Origin of the sequence: Alcanivorax sp. NBRC 102024, assembly GCF_001602235.1 — a bacterium.
In the GTDB taxonomy this organism is placed as follows: Bacteria; Pseudomonadota; Gammaproteobacteria; order Pseudomonadales; family Alcanivoracaceae; genus Alcanivorax.
Window position 1 is genome coordinate 103621 of the sequence record NZ_BDAS01000010.1, and the last position, 19635, is coordinate 123255.

19 protein-coding genes and 1 pseudogene are annotated in these 19635 nt (G+C 56.1%); 14 read left to right on the forward strand and 6 right to left on the reverse strand.

Translation table 11 applies throughout. The features are described from left to right. Nucleotides 1–12 precede the first annotated feature (12 nt). From A0251_RS17650 to A0251_RS14540, 3 genes are read right to left on the reverse strand one after another with little or no spacing between them, the layout of a single operon-like run. Nucleotides 13–504 (reverse strand): hypothetical protein, encoded by a 492-nt coding sequence (locus A0251_RS17650; protein WP_062817563.1) that lies wholly within the window; start codon nt 502–504, stop codon nt 13–15. A gap of 2 nt (nt 505–506) precedes the next feature. Beyond that, the gene (locus A0251_RS14535) at nt 507–1928 is read right to left on the reverse strand and encodes a heavy metal sensor histidine kinase (RefSeq protein WP_231874254.1); all 1422 of its coding nucleotides are present in this window, start codon (nt 1926–1928) and stop codon (nt 507–509) included. Continuing rightward, nucleotides 1900–2592 (reverse strand): heavy metal response regulator transcription factor, encoded by a 693-nt coding sequence (locus tag A0251_RS14540; protein WP_062817564.1) that lies wholly within the window; start codon nt 2590–2592, stop codon nt 1900–1902. The genes A0251_RS14535 and A0251_RS14540 overlap by 29 nt, the downstream gene beginning before the upstream one ends. Before the next feature lie 293 nt (nt 2593–2885). Here A0251_RS14540 and A0251_RS14545 point away from each other — a divergent pair, with 293 nt between their 5' ends. The 14 genes and pseudogenes from A0251_RS14545 to A0251_RS14610 all read left to right on the forward strand — a co-directional run bounded on the left by A0251_RS14545 (nt 2886) and on the right by A0251_RS14610 (nt 17906). After that, nucleotides 2886–4712 (forward strand): copper resistance system multicopper oxidase, encoded by a 1827-nt coding sequence (locus A0251_RS14545; RefSeq protein WP_062817565.1) that lies wholly within the window; start codon nt 2886–2888, stop codon nt 4710–4712. Further along, nucleotides 4709–5659, forward strand: a complete 951-nt coding sequence (locus A0251_RS14550; protein ID WP_231874255.1) for a copper resistance protein B — start codon at nt 4709–4711, stop codon at nt 5657–5659. The genes A0251_RS14545 and A0251_RS14550 overlap by 4 nt, the downstream gene beginning before the upstream one ends. Before the next feature lie 41 nt (nt 5660–5700). After that, the gene (locus A0251_RS14555) at nt 5701–6018 is read left to right on the forward strand and encodes a hypothetical protein (protein ID WP_062817566.1); all 318 of its coding nucleotides are present in this window, start codon (nt 5701–5703) and stop codon (nt 6016–6018) included. A 26-nt stretch (nt 6019–6044) separates the two neighbouring features. Continuing rightward, the gene (locus A0251_RS14560) at nt 6045–6629 is read left to right on the forward strand and encodes a cytochrome c (RefSeq protein WP_062383556.1); all 585 of its coding nucleotides are present in this window, start codon (nt 6045–6047) and stop codon (nt 6627–6629) included. An 85-nt stretch (nt 6630–6714) separates the two neighbouring features. After that, nucleotides 6715–7419 (forward strand): annotated as a pseudogene (locus A0251_RS14565) (YHS domain-containing protein); the annotation flags it as partial. A gap of 530 nt (nt 7420–7949) precedes the next feature. Continuing rightward, nucleotides 7950–8492 (forward strand): DUF411 domain-containing protein, encoded by a 543-nt coding sequence (locus A0251_RS14575; RefSeq protein WP_062817569.1) that lies wholly within the window; start codon nt 7950–7952, stop codon nt 8490–8492. Next, a complete protein-coding gene (locus A0251_RS14580; protein WP_197461954.1) occupies nt 8489–9817 on the forward strand; it encodes a TolC family protein in 1329 nt (442 codons plus the stop codon). The genes A0251_RS14575 and A0251_RS14580 overlap by 4 nt, the downstream gene beginning before the upstream one ends. A gap of 11 nt (nt 9818–9828) precedes the next feature. Next, nucleotides 9829–11454: an efflux RND transporter periplasmic adaptor subunit gene (locus A0251_RS14585; RefSeq protein ID WP_062817570.1), complete on the forward strand. Its 1626-nt coding sequence runs from the start codon at nt 9829–9831 to the stop codon at nt 11452–11454. Continuing rightward, nucleotides 11447–14569 carry an efflux RND transporter permease subunit gene (locus tag A0251_RS14590; protein ID WP_062817571.1) on the forward strand — a complete coding sequence of 1041 codons (3123 nt, stop codon included), beginning with the start codon at nt 11447–11449 and terminating at the stop codon, nt 14567–14569. Before A0251_RS14585 ends, A0251_RS14590 begins: the two co-directional genes overlap by 8 nt. 75 nt (nt 14570–14644) lie before the next feature. After that, nucleotides 14645–15859 carry an IS256 family transposase gene (locus A0251_RS14595; RefSeq protein ID WP_062817585.1) on the forward strand — a complete coding sequence of 405 codons (1215 nt, stop codon included), beginning with the start codon at nt 14645–14647 and terminating at the stop codon, nt 15857–15859. Next, complete coding sequence (locus A0251_RS17275) at nt 15859–16407, forward strand: DUF1566 domain-containing protein (protein ID WP_082810917.1); 549 nt, start codon at nt 15859–15861, stop codon at nt 16405–16407. The genes A0251_RS14595 and A0251_RS17275 overlap by 1 nt, the downstream gene beginning before the upstream one ends. Before the next feature lie 124 nt (nt 16408–16531). Next, nucleotides 16532–16750: an MbcA/ParS/Xre antitoxin family protein gene (locus A0251_RS14600; RefSeq protein WP_062817572.1), complete on the forward strand. Its 219-nt coding sequence runs from the start codon at nt 16532–16534 to the stop codon at nt 16748–16750. Nucleotides 16751–16909: 159 nt separating this feature from the next. Beyond that, nucleotides 16910–17293 (forward strand): hypothetical protein, encoded by a 384-nt coding sequence (locus A0251_RS14605; RefSeq protein ID WP_062817573.1) that lies wholly within the window; start codon nt 16910–16912, stop codon nt 17291–17293. Between the two features lie 25 nt (nt 17294–17318). Beyond that, nucleotides 17319–17906, forward strand: a complete 588-nt coding sequence (locus tag A0251_RS14610; protein WP_062817574.1) for a hypothetical protein — start codon at nt 17319–17321, stop codon at nt 17904–17906. Nucleotides 17907–17969: 63 nt separating this feature from the next. Here A0251_RS14610 and A0251_RS14615 read toward each other — a convergent pair whose 3' ends face one another. The 3 genes from A0251_RS14615 to A0251_RS14625 all read right to left on the reverse strand — a co-directional run bounded on the left by A0251_RS14615 (nt 17970) and on the right by A0251_RS14625 (nt 19286). Further along, complete coding sequence (locus A0251_RS14615; protein ID WP_062817575.1) at nt 17970–18338, reverse strand: hypothetical protein; 369 nt, start codon at nt 18336–18338, stop codon at nt 17970–17972. Nucleotides 18339–18428: 90 nt separating this feature from the next. Continuing rightward, nucleotides 18429–18848: a DUF6957 family protein gene (locus A0251_RS14620; RefSeq protein WP_146063399.1), complete on the reverse strand. Its 420-nt coding sequence runs from the start codon at nt 18846–18848 to the stop codon at nt 18429–18431. Between the two features lie 78 nt (nt 18849–18926). Then, the gene (locus A0251_RS14625; protein WP_062817577.1) at nt 18927–19286 is read right to left on the reverse strand and encodes a hypothetical protein; all 360 of its coding nucleotides are present in this window, start codon (nt 19284–19286) and stop codon (nt 18927–18929) included. Nucleotides 19287–19635: the final 349 nt, after the last annotated feature.

Here is a 19635-nt window from a genome sequence, read left to right on the forward strand (position 1 = left end):
TCAACAACCGGATTACGCCAGGAATGCCGTTCGCAGTATCCGGGACGATATCTTTGTGGCGGTGGGTATTTGTACCCATTTGGGGTGTGTCCCCAACACGCAGGCATTCCGAAAATCCTCAAGCGCAGCTTGCAGATCGTCTGCGCTGCTTAACTGGATGAGTTGCCGCGTGCCGTCAATCTCAATAATGGAAATGTTTTGTGCCATCGTCTGGGGGAGCAGGGTTTTACAGGCATTGTGGGTCGGATCGGCATAGAGGCACAACACCCTGGCAGTTTGTAACTGATGGATTGTACCCGCAGGGATCAATAGACTCGCCCCGGTATAACTCGCATGGCCAACGCGCACCTCAACCGGGTTGCCCAGACCCACAACAATCTGATGCGCCCAATGTTTGTGGGGCTTGTTATCGCCAGCTTCACCCCGAAAGGCGATGAGCCCCGGCACCATGGCCACCTCACCTCGCCACGATTGGGCCTGGCGTGTTTTGCTGGACACGCTCATGCTCAGGCGCTTCGCTCTTCCGGGACGGGCAGAAACAGGGTGAAGCTGGTGGCGTGCCGGTCGGAGCTTGCCTCGACACGACCACCATGGGCCTCAACAATGGAACGAACGATGGCCAATCCGAGTCCGGCACCCTCACTCTGGCGCCATCTGGAAGGATCGGCGCGGTAAAAGCGATCAAACACGCTTGGCAGGTGCTGTGCAGGAATTTCGGAGTCGGGGTTGATCACACTCAGCGATACTGAGTCATTCTCCGCTTTACTCAATCGAACCTTTATCCATTTGCCCGCTAGGGTGTGCCGAATGGCGTTCGACAGCAGGTTGGAGATGGCCCTGCGTAGCATGGCGCGATCACCCATTACCCCCGGTGCCTGACCCTCCAAAGACAGGGTGATATGTTTTTCCTCCGCCAGCGCCCCGAAGAAGTCGAACAGCTCCCTGACCTCGGTGGCCAGATCCAGCGTTACCTGCACCGGTTTGAGCAGGTCGTGGTCGCTCTTGGCCAGCCAGAGCATGTCGTTAACCATCTTGGCCAGGCGTTCTTGCTCTTCCAGATTGGAGTACAGGAGCTCACGATATTCGTCCAGTGTTCTGGCCCTGCCCAACGCCACTTGAGTCTGGGTGATGAGATTGGTCAGCGGGGTTCGTAGTTCGTGGGCAATATCCGCCGAGAAATGCGACAGCCGCGTGAAGCTGTCTTCCAGTCGCTCAATCATCTGATTAAAGGCGGAGGCCAGGTCCCGTAGCTCCAGAGGCATGCTGCGAAAATCAAGTCGCATATTCAATCGGTCGGCCTGAATACTGCGCATCTCGTCCGAGAGACCGCGTAAAGGCGCGTGTCCCTGGTGTACCCCAAACCACGCCGCTAGCAAAGTCACACCGCCAGTAAGCAACATGATAATCCAGAGACTGCGGCGAAACCCTTGCAGAAAATGCAGGTGGAAGTCCATGCCGATCGCCGTGGCAATGCGATATTCCCGGCTGTCGCTGACAAACCGTGTGACGACACCCCGATAGGCATTTCCGTCAAAGTGCCAAGTAGCCAGGTTATCGGCATGGATCCGCTTAACGGGGGAAAAAGCTACTATAGCCTGCGCGAAGTCAGCCCCCGGTGTAGCGAACACCAACTGGCCACGGCCATTCCACACCTGAAAATAAACACCGTGGTGTCCCGACACCGCCTGCGACAACGCCACCGGTAACCGGAGCGGATCATCCACCCTTTGCAGGGTCTGCGCTACCGCCTGGTTGATCACGACCAACTCGTCCGCGTCCTGCTCGGCGAAATGGCGCTCGACGGCACCGAGCACCAGATTGCCGATCAATACCAGGCTGATGCCGATGGCCAACGCGACAAAGACCATGACCCTGGCGGTTAGCGAAAGCGGACGCCGCTCAGTCGCCATCATCTTCAGCTTCCACATTGAGCTTGTAACCCATGCCACGCACCGTGTGGATCAGCCTGGTCTCGAAGTCGTCGTCGATTTTGGCGCGCAATCGACGGATGGCCACGTCGATCACGTTGGTGTCGGAATCAAAATTCATGTCCCAGACCTGCGAGGCGATCAGCGAGCGCGGCAACACCTCACCCTGACGGCGCACCAGCAGTTCCAGCAGGCAGAATTCCTTGTGGCTGAGATTGATTTTTCGGCCGGCGCGCGTGACCCGGTGCCCAGGCAGATCTAGGACAAGATCGGCCACCCTGAGCTGATCCGACAGGGGTGATGCCGAGCCTCGGCGCAACAGGGTGCGCACCCGTGCCAGCAACTCGGCAAAGGCGAAGGGTTTTACCAGATAATCATCGGCGCCCAGCTCCAATCCCTTGACACGGTCATCCACGCTGTCACGAGCACTAAGAAACAACACCGGCGTCTGACGTCCCGCTTCACGCAGCGACTGCACAATGCGCCAGCCATCCACGTCGGGCAGCATGACATCCAGCACGATCAAGTCGAAGGACTCGGTCATCGCCAGATGGTGGCCATCGAGACCATTGCGCACCAGACTAACCTGAAATCCAGCTTCAGCCAGTCCTTGGCGCGAATAGTCGCCTGTTTTGATTTCGTCCTCGACCACGAGTAGTCGCATCTATGTCTCGCCCTCCACATTTTGTTTCAACCTAACGGGTTATTCCCCACAGCAAGATTACACACAGATTACATTAATGTAATGTTTGGGTCATCTGGCTGACAGGGGGGGGCAGTTAACTTGATTACACTAGGCATTACTTATGTTGATGCAGTCGGCATTCCGGTCGCTATTGCCGGCCTGTCAGATCGGGCGTGACTCGAAAACGACAGTATCATCAACAAGCACTTCGCCACGGTTGATGTGATCGAGGGCAAGGTTATGAAAAACGATATCGCTGAATTGGAGCATTGATGAAAACGTTTAGTGCGACACGCCGTCACTTCGTACAGGGGCTGGTGGCTGGCGGTGTGCTGGCAAGCTTTCCAGCCCTGCTGCACGCAGGGGGCCGTCTGGAGAACCAGACACACACCGGTACCGCGCCCGTGCTGAGCGGCCAATCGATTGATCTGGTCGTCGCCGAAACACCGGTCAACTTTACCGGCGTGATCCGTATGGCGACCACCATCAACGGCTCCATTCCGGCACCGACCCTGAGGTTGCGTGAGGGGGATGAGGTCACCATCCGGGTAACCAACCGGCTCAAGGTCCCCACTTCCATCCACTGGCACGGGATCATCCTGCCCTTTCAGATGGACGGCGTGCCCGGCATCAGCTTCCGGGGCATAGCACCGGGCGAGACCTTCGTCTACCGCTTCAAACTGCAACAGAGCGGCACCTACTGGTATCACTCCCACAGCGGTTTTCAGGAAATGACCGGCATGTATGGCGCCCTCATCGTCGAGCCGCGCGAGGGCCGCGGTAGCCGTGAGGGAGATAGGATCCGCGCCGATCGCGACTACGTGGTGCAGCTCTCCGACTGGACCGACGAGGATCCGATGTCGGTGTTTGCCAAACTAAAGGTTCAGAGTGACGTCTACAACTTCAACCAGCCCACGGTTGGCGATTTCTTTCGCGACGTTTCCACACAGGGGTTTTCCGGTGCCCTGGACAAACGCCAGATGTGGAATCAGATGCGCATGAATCCCACCGATCTGGCCGACCTTTCCGCCGCTACCTTGACCTATCTGATGAACGGCCGAACGCCAGCGGGCAACTGGACGGGTTTGTTCACACCCGGTGAGCGCGTGCGCTTGCGTTTTATCAATGCAGCCAGTAACAGTTTTTACGACGTTCGCATTCCTGGCCTGACGATGGCCGTAGTGCAGGCCGATGGGCAGAATATTGAGCCTGTCGAGGTCGATGAATTCCGATTTGGGCCGGGCGAGACCTACGACGTGCTGGTGGAACCGAAGGATGAGGCCCACACAATTTTTGCCCAAAGCATGGAGCGGACCGGTTTTGCGCGCGGCACCCTGGCGGTAGGTGACGGTTTGAGCGCGCCGGTGCCGGCGTTGGATCCTGTCGAGTGGTTGACCATGGCTGACATGATGGGCCAGATGGATCACGGCAAAATGGATCGCGGAGCCATGGGACACGACGCGGCGCAGAACAAGGATCACGCCGGGATGGAGCATGGCTCAATGCACCACGGCAGCATGGCCATGGATCACAGTCAGCATGGTATGCCGCAGAATTCATTGGCCAAGCCGTCGCAAACAGTGAACCACGCTCGCACGGAATACGGCCCATCGGTAGACATGCGGGTCGATAGGCCGCGCACCAACCTGGATGACCCGGGTATTGGCCTCCGCAACAATGGCCGACGGGTGCTCACCCTGGCTGATCTGAAATCACTCGACGGGGTGCTGGATGACAGTCGCCTCCCCGTCAGAGAAATCGAGCTGCACCTGACCGGCAATATGGAGCGCTACAGTTGGTCCTTCGACGGGCTGGAATTCGGCAAGAGCACGCCGGTGGCCATGAAACACGGCGAGCGTGTTCGGGTTATCTTGCAAAATGACACCATGATGACCCACCCCATGCACCTGCACGGCATGTGGAGCGATCTGGAGGACGATCAGGGCAGCTTGCGAGTCCGCCGACACACTATCCCGGTACAACCGGCACAACGCATCAGCTTTCTGACCACCCCGCATGATCTGGGGCGCTGGGCGTGGCACTGTCATCTGTTATTCCATATGGATGCGGGGATGTTCCGCGAGGTGGTGGTGTCATGAGTGTGAAGGAATTTGCCCGATTCTGTTTGGGTGCAGGCGTTATTGGCGGGCTGTTGTTCTCGGCCTCTGTCTTTGCCCAACAGGATGATCCCCATGCGATGCACGCAAAGGATGCCGATGTGCCGTCCCAAGAGCACACTGATGACCGTTCGGCTGCTCGCGCCATGGGCCACGCCACCATGGAGCATGCCACCTCGAACCATGGCGACATGCAAATGCAGGGCGGAGATGCCCGCGATCCTCACGCATATTCCGATGGCTACACGCTGACGGAAGGCCCCTATGCGCTGCCGGGTCCACGGCAACTGAAACTGGCCGATGAGCATCGATTCTGGTCGCTGCTGGGCGATCGCCTCGAATACGACGCCGATAATGACGTCACGACCTTTGACCTGCAGGGCTGGTATGGCACCACCTATGACCGCTTGGTGATCAAGCTCGAAGGCGATGCCGTGGACGGGCGCCTGGCGGAAAGTCAGACTGATCTGCTCTGGGGCCACGCACTCAATGCCTATTTCGACACCCAGCTGGGCGTTCGTCTTGATCAATACGATGAAGGCACGGGCCGCGAGTGGCTCGCGTTCGGTATTCAGGGCCTTGCCCCCTACTGGTTTGAACTGGATCTGACCGCCTACCTGGGCGAGGGCGGACGTACAGCTCTGTCGTTGGAAGCGGAATACGAATTGCTACTCACCCAGCGCCTGATTTTACAGCCTCGGGCTGAACTGACCGCCTATGGCAAAGACGATGCGGTTAACGGACTGGGTAGCGGTTTGTCCGATGTCGCCCTGGGACTGCGATTGCGCTACGAGTTTTCACGCCAGTTCGCCCCTTATGTCGGTATCGAGTGGAACGGCACCTTTGGCGCCACCGCCGATCAGGCGCGGGCCAACGGCGATGCCACCAAGGATACCCGGTACGTCGCCGGGATCCGGTTCTGGTTTTAATCAAACGACTTATGTTTTTAACACAACCTAGGAGTCACATTATGAAACGCCAATCACTCAGCTATTTCGTCGCCCTGCCGGCATTATTGCTTGCCCTGTCAGCCCAAGCCCACGATCCCAAGGAGCACATGAAGGAGGCGCAGGCGCCGGACTGTGCGGCCATGAAAGACATGGATCATTCCAAAATGGACATGAAAGATCCGGTCATGCAGGCCATGATGAAAAAATGCATGAAGGCCATGCACAAGGATGAAGAAGGATCGCATGAAGCTCATGGGGACAAAGGCCATACCGATCACGGTAACCATGACGAAAAATCCGATGAAAAAAAGCCGGCCAAACACCAGCACAAAAAATAACGGGTAGCCATTCCTGAGGAGATAACATGACGTCCTTTAAGTTTTTATCCTGCTTTAAATGCCTCGCCGTTGCGGCAGGCGTGGCGGCGGTGACCGGTGTGGGGTTCCTCTATTCGGGTCTCTATCCGATGGGAGCCGATGACCATCACAACGACTTGACTTATTGGGCGCTGGAAACCCTGCGCGAGCGATCCATCGCCCGCGCATCAAACGACATCGAGGTGCCGACCGACCTGAATTCGTCCGAGCGCTTGCTGGCAGGCGGCGCCGACTACAACGACATGTGCACCGGCTGCCATCTCAAACCGGGCAAGACCGAAAGTGATTTTACCCTGGGGCTGTATCCCGCGCCGCCCAATCTAACACTGACGGGTGATAGGCATGGGCATGAGCATGCCGGTGACACTGATAATGATGACGAGGCCATTAAGCGACAATTCTGGATTATTAAACATGGCATCAAGGCTTCCGGGATGCCGGCCTGGGGGCCGGGTCATGACGATCAGCGCATCTGGAACATGGTGGCGTTCCTGCAGCGCCTACCCGAGTTGTCGCCGCAGCAATACCAGATCCTGACCGCGCGCGGCGCGGATGACGCCGGGCACCATTAAGGCTGGCTTCAGGAGGATACCCATGTCGCATGCCCGTGACGACCACCGACCCCGTCAGCGCGGCGAGTCCAACAGCACTGAATTGACCGACCCCGTGTGCGGGATGTCGGTCATGAAGACATCCTTCCACAAGGCCGAGTTTCAGGGCAGGCTGTACTCCTTTTGCAGCGCGCATTGCCGAAGCCAATTTATGAATAATCCACAACGCTATCTGACAAGATCCGAACGCGCCGAGGGCGATGCCAACACCGAGTACAGTTGTCCTATGCATCCGGAAGTGAGGCAACTGGGCCCGGGCACCTGCCCGAAATGCGGCATGGCGCTGGAACCGGTGATGCCCAGTAGCGAGGCCAGGGACAACCCGGAACTCGCGGATTTCAGGCGTCGTTTCTGGTACACCTTACCACTGACTATCATGGTGACTCTGATCGCTATGTCGGGTGGGGCATTTGACAGTCTGCTGGGGACGGCACGCCCCTGGATGGAGCTGGCGCTGGCCACTCCGGTGGTGCTCTGGTCCGGCTGGCCTTTCTTTGTCCGCTGGATCCAGTCCCTCAAGCAACGTTCGCCCAATATGTGGACCCTGATCGGTACTGGCACCGGCGCAGCTTATCTGTACAGCGTTATCGCAACCGTCGCGCCCGGCATTTTCCCGACTTCGTTCCGTCTCGATGGCGACGTTGCGGTATATTTTGAGGCGGCTGCGGTGATCATTTCACTGACCTTGCTCGGTCAGGTGCTAGAACTGAAGGCCCGCTCGGAGACCGGTGCCGCCATCCGCGGCGTGATGGATTGGTGAGAGGCTTTTTTGTGCGACCTGGTGCATGGGTAATATGGCTGCTGCTGGTGACGCTCCTTGCGAGGAGCGCGTTTGCGGCTTCGTCAGACTTCTGCACCATGCCTGCCAATCAACCGGCACCGGTCGGCCTATTCCAGGGTGAGCATGCGCATCTGAACTACGCTCAGTTGGAGCATGATGCCATGCAGCATGACGCCGGTGAAGTCCAGGATCGACACGGCTGCTGTGCCGGTGATAAGGGCGACGCTGACTGTATGATGAGCGGTTGCCTGTCAATGATGCCGCCCGTTGCTCACTTCGCTTCCCCCATTCATGCAGGTTCCATCGCAATTGTTTTTCATGTGCCCGCCTTCCCGCGACCGCCCAATTTTCCTCTATTGAGACCTCCGATCGCCTGATTGATAGGTAAAAACCGTTTTCTCGAACTGTGATACAAGGCGCTTCGCCTGCACGACTGAAGTCTGCTCGTTACCTTGTCATCCATTACTTAATGTTCTATTCAATTGTCTTCGGAGGCAACTATGTATCGATTTAAATTAACGGGCTTGGTGTTGGGGCTGTTGACGCTGCCCTTGATCGCGGCCTGTAATGATGGGCCTAAAAACCCAAAAAAATCTGACCCATCCGCTGGTGCAGTTGAAACGCTTACCGTCTACAAAAGCCCTACCTGTGGCTGCTGTAAAAAATGGATAGGTCACCTTGAAGACGAGGGCTTTGAGGCCAGTGTCGAACACCCGGCTAATCTGGACGCCATCAAGGATCGCTATCGAATCGCAAACAACCTGCGTTCCTGCCACACAGCGGTGTCGTCACAAGGCTATGCCTTTGAGGGGCACATCCCGGCCCGCTATATTCATCAGTTTCTGGCTAATCCGCCAGCCGACGGGATTGGGCTGACAGTGCCCGCCATGCCCGTTGGCAGTCCGGGTATGGAGGTGGGTGACAAGTTCATGCCATACCGGGTTCTGCTGATGAAAAAAGACGGCAGCACTGAAGTGTTTGCCAGTGTCGAGAGCGCGGCTCAACAGGTTCAGCCACTCCAACAACCGGAAGCGCAGCCATGAAAATATTCGTCACCATGCTTTTTATCCTGCCGCTCGGTATAGGCAGTGTCATAGCCTTTGCGCAATCCCTTCCCGAGACCCTGACGCTGGACGAGGCGATAACCCTCGCCATAGATACCGATCCCTGGCTCACCGGTAGCCAGTACACTCAGCAGGCCCTTACCGACGAAGCGACTGCCGCGGCGACTTTGCCGGATCCCCGAATGAGCCTGATGGCCGGCAGTTTCCCTGTTGATTCTTTTGACATCAATCAGGAAGGCATGACTCAGTTGTCGGTGGGGATCAGCCAAATGTTTCCCCGGGGTGACAGTCTGTCGCTCACCCGCCGACAAAAGCAGCAGCTAGCCGAGCAGCATCCCTTACTAAGGCTGGATCGTCGGGCCAAGGTAGGCGCTACGGTCAGCCAGTTGTGGTTGGAAGCCTTCAAGGCGCAGGAGAGTATCCGGCTGATCGAACAGGATCGCGCACTGTTTGAGCAGTTGGTGGATGCCGCCAAAGCGGGTTACTCCTCGGCGCTGGGCAGGGCACGTCAGCAGGACGTAATTCGCGCGCAGTTGGAGCTGATTCGTCTTGAAGACAGACTGACGATGCTCAGGCAGCAACAGCAAGCCGCACAAAAGCGTCTGACCGAATGGATCGGTGCGCCTGCCACTGTCCCTCTGGCTCCGGTACTACCGACACAGTCTCTTTCCAGGCCACTGTCGGTACCGACCATTAAGCAGGCCAGCGAGCATACGCGCTACGAATGGATCCGCCATCATCCCGCGCTACGGGCACTGGACCAGCGTATCGACGCAACGCAAACCGGTGTGGATCTGGCAAAACAGAAATACAAGCCCGAATGGGGCCTGACCGCCCAATACGGCTATCGCGACAGCGATCCCATGGGGCGCGACCGGGCCGATCTGTTCTCCGTTGGCGTCACCTTCGATCTGCCCCTTTTCACCGGTAACCGGCAGGACAAGGAAGTCAGCGCCGCCGTAAATCGAACCGAGGCCATCAAAACCGAAAAGTACTTGCTTGGTCGTCGGCTAATGGCGGAACTGGAAACCGCGAGCGTACAACTGGCACGTCTCGATGAACGCCAGGCGTTATACACCGATCAGCTGCTGCCGCAAATGGCTGAGCAGGCAGAAGCTTCGCTGACCGCCTACAACAACGACGACGGCGACTTCGCCGAAGCCGTGCGTGCCCGCATTGCCGAATTGAATGCCAAGGTCGACGCGCTCGCCATTGCCGTGGATCGGCAGAAGACCATCGCCCAAATCAATTACCTGCTCGCCGAGGCGTCGTTCGACGATGCACGGCCGGCGAAACCGTTTTAAAGGAGTTCAACATGAATACATTCACCAAAACCTTGCTGGGCACGGCCGTCGGCGCGCTGCTCGGCGCATCCGGCGTCTGGCTACTCGGCAACCCCGATGAGGGGGATATGACAGCAACCGGCGGTGAACGCAAGCCACTTTACTGGGTGGCGCCCATGGATCCCAACTACAAGCGCGACAAGCCTGGCAAATCGCCCATGGGCATGGATCTGATCCCTGTGTACGAGAAATCCGCCGGAGAGGATGAAGCCGGCACCGTCAAGATATCGCCCGAGGTCGTCAACAATCTCGGCGTGCGCACCGCCACGGTTGAGTCCGGGTCTCTGAATCTGGATGTCAAAACCGTCGGTTACGTGCAATACGATGAGAACCGGCTGGTGCATATCAGCCCGCGCGTGGAAGGCTGGATCGAGACGCTCCATGTCAAGGCCGCCGGGGATCCGGTCAGACAGGGCGACCCCCTGTACACCCTCTATTCACCCACCCTGGTCAACGCCCAGGAGGAATTGTTGTTGGCGTTGAAACGCGACAATCCGGTGTTGATCGGCGCTGCCGTGGAACGGTTATTGGCATTGCAGGTGCCGCGGGCAGATATCGACCGGCTGCGTAAAACCCGCAAGGTCAGCCAGACCATCACCGTTGCCGCGCCGCAGTCCGGGGTACTGGACAATCTCGCGGTGCGTGAGGGCATGTTCGTCAAGCCTGGCTTGAGTCTGATGAGCATCGGCCAACTGGAGCATATCTGGGTGATCGGTGAGGTGTTCGAACGACAGGCAAGCCTGGTCAAGACCGGCGACCAGGTGCGGATGCGGCTCGATTACCTGCCCGGTCGGGATTGGTTGGGCCAGGTGGACTATGTCTATCCGTCTTTGAATGCCAAGACACGTACCGCGCAAATCCGGGTGCATTTCGACAACCCGGACGACTTCCTCAAGCCGGGCATGTTCGCGCAGATGGTCATTGAGACCCAGGCGGGGGCTGAAGCACTGTTAATCCCGCGAGAAGCGCTGATCCGTACCGGCAGCCAGGCGCGCGTGGTGTTGGCGCTGGGTGATGGCAAATTCAAATCGGTGGCCGTTGAGGTCGGGCGTGTGGGCGAACGGCAGGTGGAAATTCAGTCGGGACTCAAAGAAGGGGAACGCATTGTGACCTCTGCTCAGTTCCTGATCGACTCGGAATCCAGCAAGACGTCGGACTTCAAGCGCATGGCCAAGCGCGATCAGCAAGGCGAATCAATGGATGTAAAGGCAGACGCTGATTCCCGCTCAGTCTGGGTGGCCGCACGTATCGACAGCCTGATGCCGGATCACCGCATGGTGACCCTGGAGCACGAGGCCATCCCGGACTGGCAATGGCCCACCATGACCATGGATTTCACCGTCGCTGAGGCTGTGGACATGGATGCGCTCAAACAGGGAATGCGCCTGCATGTGCAGATCACCAATAACAACAGTGGTGGATACCAGATTACCCAAGTGCATATTCCCAATGAGCAAGGCAATGATGCCATGCCTGCAGGAATGGATCACGGTCAGCACGAGGGTATGGATCACGGTGATATGTCGATGCCGGAGCACAGCGAACACCAGGGCATGAACCACGACGCTCACGATCAAAAGGAGCACAATCATGATTGAATCGATAATCCGTTGGTCCGTCGGTAACCGTTTCTTCGTGCTGCTGGCTACTTTGATGCTGGTGGGGATGGGTCTCTATTCGCTGAAAAACACCCCGGTGGACGCCATTCCCGATCTGTCCGATGTACAGGTCATTATTAAGACCAGTTTTCCTGGGCAGGCACCGCAGGTGGTGGAGGACCAGGTCACGTATCCACTGACTACTGCCATGTTGTCGGTACCCGGTGCGGTTACCGTGCGCGGTTATTCCTTTTTTGGCGATTCCTTTGTGTATGTCATTTTCGACGAGGATACCGATGCCTACTGGGCACGTTCCCGGGTGCTGGAGTACCTGTCTCAGGTCGCGCCCACATTACCGCCCAGCGCCCGGCCGCAACTGGGACCGGACGCCACCGGTGTCGGCTGGGTCTACCTCTATGCCTTGGTGGATCGCAGCGGTCAGCATGACATCAGTCAGCTGCGCAGCCTGCAGGACTGGTTCCTGAAATACGAGCTGCAAACCGTGCCGGGTGTTTCCGAAGTCTCGGCGCTCGGTGGCATGGTCAAGCAGTATCAAGTGAAGGTAAACCCGGAGAAACTGCGCGCCTTCGGTATTCCCCTGTCTCTTATCCAGATGGCTATCCAGCGCGGCAACCAGGAAGTGGGCGCCTCGGTGGTGGAAATGGCCGAAGCCGAGTACATGGTGCGCGCCAGCGGCTACATCCAGGGTATCGATGATCTGGCCAACATTCCGTTAGGGTTGGATGTTAACGGTACGCCGCTGTTGCTCAAGGATGTGGCGGATATCGAGTTGGGGCCGCAAATGCGCCGTGGCATCGCCGAGTTGAACGGCGAAGGTGAAGTGGTGGGCGGTATTGTGGTGATGCGTTTCGGTGAGAACGCCCAGAAAACCATTGATGGGGTCAAGGCCAAGCTGGAAAAACTCAAGGCGGGTTTGCCCGATGGCGTGGAGATCGTAACCGTTTATGATCGTTCAGGGCTGATATCTCGCGCCATTGACAGTTTGTGGAAAAGTCTGGCCGAAGAACTCGCCATTGTGGCGTTGATCTGTGTCATTTTCCTGTTTCATGTCAGGTCCTCACTGGTGGCGGTCTTCAGTCTGCCGCTAGGTATACTCACGGCTTTTACCGTGATGTATTGGCAAGGTCTCAATGCCAATATCATGTCATTAGGCGGTATAGCGATTGCGATAGGCGCCATGATTGATGGCGCGATTGTCATGATCGAAAACATGCATAAGCATATGGAACGTACGCCCTTGACGCCAGAGAACCGTTGGAAAATCGTGGCGGCGTCAGCCAGTGAAGTCGGTCCGGCGCTGTTTTTCAGTTTGCTTATTATCACTGTGAGCTTTGTACCAGTATTCACCCTGGAAGCCCAGGAGGGCCGGATGTTCAGCCCGTTGGCCTTTACCAAAACCTATGCCATGGCAGCCAGTGCGGCGCTTGCTATCACAGTGGTGCCGGTTTTGATGGGATATTTCATCAGAGGCAAGGTGGTAGCGGAAAACAAGAATCCCGTTAATCGATTACTGATTGCCGGGTACATGCCCCTGCTGAAAACCGTATTGCGTTTTCCGAAAATTACACTTGCCATTGCGGTTGTGATTTTCCTCGTTGGGATCTGGCCGGTTAACAAGATTGGTAGTGAATTCATCCCCGATCTGGATGAAGGTGATCTGATGTATATGCCGACCACTTATCCGGGGATCTCGATAGGCAAAGCCAGGGAATTGTTGCAGCAGACCGACAAGCTGATCGCGACAGTGCCTGAGGTAAAAACCGTGTTTGGCAAAATCGGCCGTGCCGAGACAGCCACGGATCCCGCTCCGCTGACCATGATCGAGACCTTTATTCAGCTCAAGCCCAAAGAGGAATGGCGCGAGGGCATGACCACGGAGAAGCTCAAGAAGGAGCTGGATGCGCTAGTGAAATTCCCCGGTTTGACCAACGCTTGGGTGATGCCGATCAAGACTCGCATCGACATGCTGGCCACCGGCATCAAGACGCCGGTAGGCATCAAGGTGGCGGGCGAGGATCTGCGAGAAATTCAGAAGATTGGTCAGCGACTAGAGCAGATCCTCAAGGATGTACCCGGCACAGCCTCGGTGTATTCCGAAAGGGTGGCCGGTGGGCGTTACATCAAGGTGGATATTCAGCGTGCACAGGCGGCGCGCTATGGCCTCAATATTGCTGATGTGCAGCAGGTAATAGCCACGGCCATTGGGGGAATGAATGTGGCGCAGACCATTGAGGGGCTGGAGCGTTATCCGATCAATCTGCGCTACCCGCAGGACTATCGAGACTCGCCAGAACAGCTGGCGCTGCTGCCCATCGTTACGCCCAGCGGCCAACGCATTGCGCTCGCCGATGTGGCCAATGTCTATGTGGAGGACGGCCCGCCAGCGATCAAGAGCGAGAACGCCAGGCTGAATGGCTGGACCTTTGTAGATATCGATGGGGTGGACGTGGGCAGCTATGTACAAGCGGCCATGGCAACGGTCGAGCAGCAGTTGGATTTACCGGCCGGTTACTCGGTGGCCTGGTCCGGTCAGTACGAATACATGCTGCGCGCCAAAGAGAAACTGACCTATGTGGTTCCTTTGACGCTTGCCATCATTATCATTCTGTTATACATGAATTTTCGTAACTTCACTGAAATAGCCATTATTCTGGGAACACTACCACTGGCGGTAATTGGTTCAATCTGGCTGATGTACCTGCTTGGCTATAATTTTTCTGTCGCGGTTGCGGTTGGTTTTATTGCACTGGCGGGGGTTACGGTGGAAATAGGTATCATCATGTTAACTTATCTTAACCAAGCATATCACCAATTGATAGATACCTGTCGTGAGCGTGGAGTGCAACCATTAAAAGAAGATTTGCTCGAAGCCGTGACACAGGGCGCGGGACTTCGTGTAAGACCCGTAATGATGACTACGGCCTCCACTATCGCTGGATTGCTGCCCATTATGTTCAGTTCCGGAACAGGTGCGGAAGTTGTTAGCCGGATTGCGGCGCCTATGGTGGGCGGAATGGTGAGTGCTGTGATTTTAACGTTGTTGGTATTACCCGTCGTGTATTACCTATGGCGCACCCGCTCGCTGAAAGCATAAGAGCCTGTAAACCAAATTGTGTAACTGCCCACGACTGAGTAACCTTTTTAAAAGGATGCCATCGTGGGTATGCAATTGGACCAAGAAAAACTCAAAGCCATGGCCGCCGAGTTGGCCAAAGACATTAAGTCTGAAAAAGATCTCGGAGCTCTTACTCAACAGTTGATCAAAATGACTGTTGAAACCGCCCTCAATGCCGAACTGGACGAGCACCTCGGATACGAGAAACATGCTCCTGAAGGCCGTGGCACTGGCAATAGCCGTAACGGCTATTCAGCCAAGCGCCTGAAAGGGCAGCACGGCGAAGTATCGATACAGGCTCCGCGAGACCGGAACGGTTCTTTCGAACCTCAATTCATCCGTAAAGGCCAGTCCCGTCTGACCCAGATGGATGACCAAATCCTCGCACTTTACGCCAAGGGTCTGAGCACCCGGGATATCGTGGATGCCTTCAAGGAAATGTATGACGCGGATATATCGGCCACGCTCGTCTCTAAGGTGACAGAGCGAGTTATCGAGCAGGTTCACGAGTGGCAGAACCGCCCGCTGGATCCGATCTATCCTATCGTCTATCTGGACTGCATTGTTCTGAAAATTCGACAGGATAAACGCGTCATCAACAAATCCCTGTACCTGGCTCTGGCTATCAACATGGAAGACCAGAAGGAGCTTCTTGGCCTTTGGCTGGCTGAAACGGAAGGCGCGAAGTTCTGGCTATCGGTACTGACGGAACTGAAAAACCGTGGTCTGGAGGACATCCTTATCGCCTGTGTGGACGGCCTGAAAGGGTTCCCAGATGCGATTGCTGCAGAGTATCCGCAGACCAAGATACAGCTGTGTATCGTGCATATGATTCGCAACTCGCTGGGCTACGTGTCCTGGAAGGACTACAAGGCCGTGACGGCCGATCTGAAGCAGATCTACCAGTCTGCCACCGAACGTGAAGCCCGGCAGGCGCTGGATGCCTTTGGCGAACGCTGGGACAGCCAATACCCGCAGATCTCTCGATCCTGGAACAGCCACTGGGACAATCTGATTACGCTGTTCGAGTACCCTCCGGCGATTCGCAAGGTGATCTATACCACGAATGCCATCGAGTCGCTGAACAGTGTGATTCGTAAAGCGACCAAGCGCAGAAAGTTATTCCCCAGCGATGACTCGGCACTGAAAGTGGCTTTCCTGGCGATCCAGCAGGCTTCGAAGAAATGGACCATGCCGATCCGTGATTGGAGGCCGGCATTGAATCGCTTTATTATCGAATTTGGTGACCGCCTGAACGGTCACCTGTAATGGGGTGGGCAGTTACACAGATTTATTTACAGGCTCAGCATTTTTTCTTTTTTGGCAGTAATGCATACGCTATTTGCATGAACGGAGATCAAAATGACTTCGTTGGCCCGTCAACCCCGACAGAGGATTTTTTAACGCATCCCGATGGCACCGCTATCCACTTGGTTACCGGGCTGATGTGGAAAAGATGTGCTGAGGGGCAGACCTGGAATTCTGGAAGTTGCACAGAGTCAGGCTGGGCATCAATGTTTACCTGGATGAGCGCATTGCAGCATGCTCATGCTGAGTCAGCCTTTGCTGGCTATGATGATTGGAGGCTTCCAAACATAAAAGAGCTAGGAACAATAGTGGAAATTAGCTGCAGCGCGCCGGCGATTAACGCAGCAGTGTTCCCCGGCGCTCCAGGTGGTTTGTTTTGGTCTTCTTCTCCCAACTTTTCGGATAGTGGAAAAGCTTGGCCCATCCAGTTTACCCATGGAATTTCCTATCCTGCCGAGAAAAGTTCAATGGCATCAGTAAGACTCGTTCGAAGTGTTGGGGGAAATTAGCAGGCTAACCCTCTACTCATACGGCGGTTAAAAATGGGGGACTACAAAACGGTCTATGGAGTTTAAGAGACAGCAGTCGATACGATGAGACGGCCTACTTCGACTGATAACACTGAGAAATGACATGGCTAAACGAACCGAGTACACGCGGGCTCAAGCCATCGCGCTGATCTCCAGGCAAGCAGCCAGGATCTTGGGTAGCCAGGATAACGCAACGGAGTGGCTGAATACGCCGAACCAGGCACTGGGAATGGCCAAACCGATTGACCTGCTTGGTACGGGGTCTGGCGCCACCCAGGTCCGCAGCGTACTGAGCGCGATTGAGCATGGTGGGCCGGTGTAGGGCTGAAACCCGGAGCCCACATTTCCCACTATTTCGCTAGCCGAGCTTTCAGACCGCTACCGAGGCACCTCAATCAGGCGTTACCGGGGCAGGCAAAATAGGTTGACTGATCAACTATATGGCAATATGGTAACCATATTGCCATATAGGATGAAAGCCATGCCCCCAGTAATCCGGATCTCCGAATCCCTTTACCAGCGCCTCTCCGCCCATGCCGAAGGATTCGACACCCCCGCCAATGTAATCGAGCGACTACTTGACCAGGTTGAAGGGGTTTCCCCCGGCTCCGATGATCATCGCCAGAGCCGTCTTCAGCGGCCGGAGCTTCACTTCTTCCCCAGCGAAGACCGCTTCCGGCAGGGCCTTATCGACGGCAGAACCGGCCAAGTCGTGCTTCACTTTGCGGACGGCAGCAAAGAGAAAAAGCCCTGGCAGTCAAGCCGCTTTACCGAGCGCTCGAACCTCCGTGCGAACATCTGGTCCGGGCTGCTCCGAGGCTGGGAAGAAAAGCAGATTGTCTCTGCCGAATTTCACATGAAATAGCCCGCCCATCACGAAGGAGAACAGCATGTCTCTTCAGCAGGTTAACCAGGTCAAAGCCCGTCTGGATTCCCTTGCCTCTCCATCACATGAGTCATGCGGTGTGTTCTGCAGTACTTGTGGAGGATACGCAAGGCGCCTTCCGCCACTGCTCACCTCTGGGGACCACGACGCCATCAAAGCGATGCTGGAGAGCTCAACGCTGAGCGAGCTAAAGCAGCTTGGCATGTGGCTGGAGTTTCTTCCTGTAGTGCAAGGTGCGGCTTTTCGTCGCTGGATCATGCAGACCTTGGAGGAGCTACCTGGTGCAGACGTGCAGGCAGTCGATGCATTTATCTTTGAAGCCAGGCATTGGACGAGCAGCCCCCAGCTCCTTGCTTACAGCAAGCTGCGAGAGCTGGCTTTGCAGTACGTCGAGCAGGCCCTTCTCCCGGAAAACTGGTCTCTACTGGAAACCATCCTGCTGACCTTGAAAGTCGAAGATATTCCAACCGACCTGATCGATCAGGCTATCGAGATTGCCGAAACCGACCATCAGATTGCTCGCGCGCTCTATAACCGACTCAGAGAAATGGACCCCAGAGTTCGCCAGTTTTCTAGCGACTTAAAGTCTTGATATGTTACGGGCATATCAAGTCTCAGGCAGCGTATCAGCCCGTTGGGATTCGGGAAAAGCGGGCTACTTCGACGATCGACTCTGCGCGTGTACCGGACAGAGAATAAACCAGGCATAATCTCGCTCACATGGCTCGCCCGGCGCGCCACACTCCTCGCAGGTACGCGAGGCCAGCTGCGACGCCATATAGATCATGCCTTTCTGGAAGCTATCGCCACCACCTGCATAAAAACGCAGCTGGGCAAACTTGGCCTTCACTTGATAGGCTTTGACCTGCGCCCCTCTGCCATTATCCGTCAGATGCTGGAGATCACGGCACAACGTATCCACCAGGGTAAACCACCCGTCAGCAATTCCCAGGCCTTCTTGCTGGCAACCCTCAAGAATCTTGGGGTACCGGCTGAATAACAGTTCTTCCAGTTCACGCTTCATGGCTCTCTCCTTTAGTTTTCGTAGTACACGCAACGGGTTTTGCCTGGCAGAGGGTGGGTGGGCATCCGGATTCCGTCACCTCCGATTCCATCACTGCCCATAGGCGATCGACCTGATTACTTCCCGCCTGACCTTTCTCCTGAAGCCCCTCCCGACAGGAATGTAAATACTGTTTCTGGTTTCGATCGGACGCCCAATCGACGAGCCCGTAACCAATACCGAGCTGCAAAGGCAGTTGCCTGCCTTAAAGCCCCCACTGAAGTCATGAATAACCCAATGGGCATAGAGGACAGCAGGCATGAAACCATCGGTATCAAGCTTTTCAGCCTCTTTCTGATTCACCTTGACGTCCAGCCAGATCCAATTCTGGACAATACGGATATTTTTATGCGGTGACGTTTTATAAAGCCCGATAGCCAGCTCCCAAGCATGGCTTTTGGGCGGCGCTTCATGGCAATCGCCCATGTCGCTACGCAGGGCTATCATCATCTCATCCAGAGTCGCGAACACGATGAAATCCTCCAACAGAGACAGGAAAATCAGTTCCGAGAACAATGATCCAAACCTTTGATCAGACTCGTGAAGACATCAGGAGCCCGCGGTATGAGTAGGGCAAAGAGTTCGCCAATGATCCTGCTGCTCGACTCGCTCGCCCGGTGAACCACATACTTCACACGTGCGCATGCTTATCAGGCTGGCCATGTGGATCATCCCCGCCTGGAAATAATCTGCGCCTTCCGCGTAAAAACATAACTCGCCAAATTTCTGCTTCACCTGCAGTGCGCGAACTTGAGGACCTGCGCCGCTATCCGTCAGGTGTTGAAGGCCCAGACAAAGCGTGTCGACAAGGACAAACCATCCGTCACCAATACAAAGCTCCCTGTAGTCACATTGCCCGAGTATTTTCTCGTGCTGCTCGAACAAGCTATCTTCAAGATCCTTTCTCATAGCACCCGCCTCGGTTGATCACGATATTTTGTAGCCCAATGTCCTACTGTAGTGCTCCGACACCAGCACGGACCTTTTCCTCGTCAATAAACGGTAATAGCCGAGCAATGTTTCGGGCATCATCAATACCCCGGTGGTGTACACCCCCGAATTCAAGTTTGTGAAATGCCAGAGCAGACCGAAGTCCTGTACGACGTTGGCGTGTGGTCGCCCTCCAGGCTTTCTTCAGGTTCACATGCGGTCGCTTGAGAAATGCTGAGCCACTGGCGAACCGGCGCTCCATGGACGCGAATTCCCGAAAATCGTAGCCGCCCCACGACCCCCAGATACCGGGTCTTTGGTCAGCCGG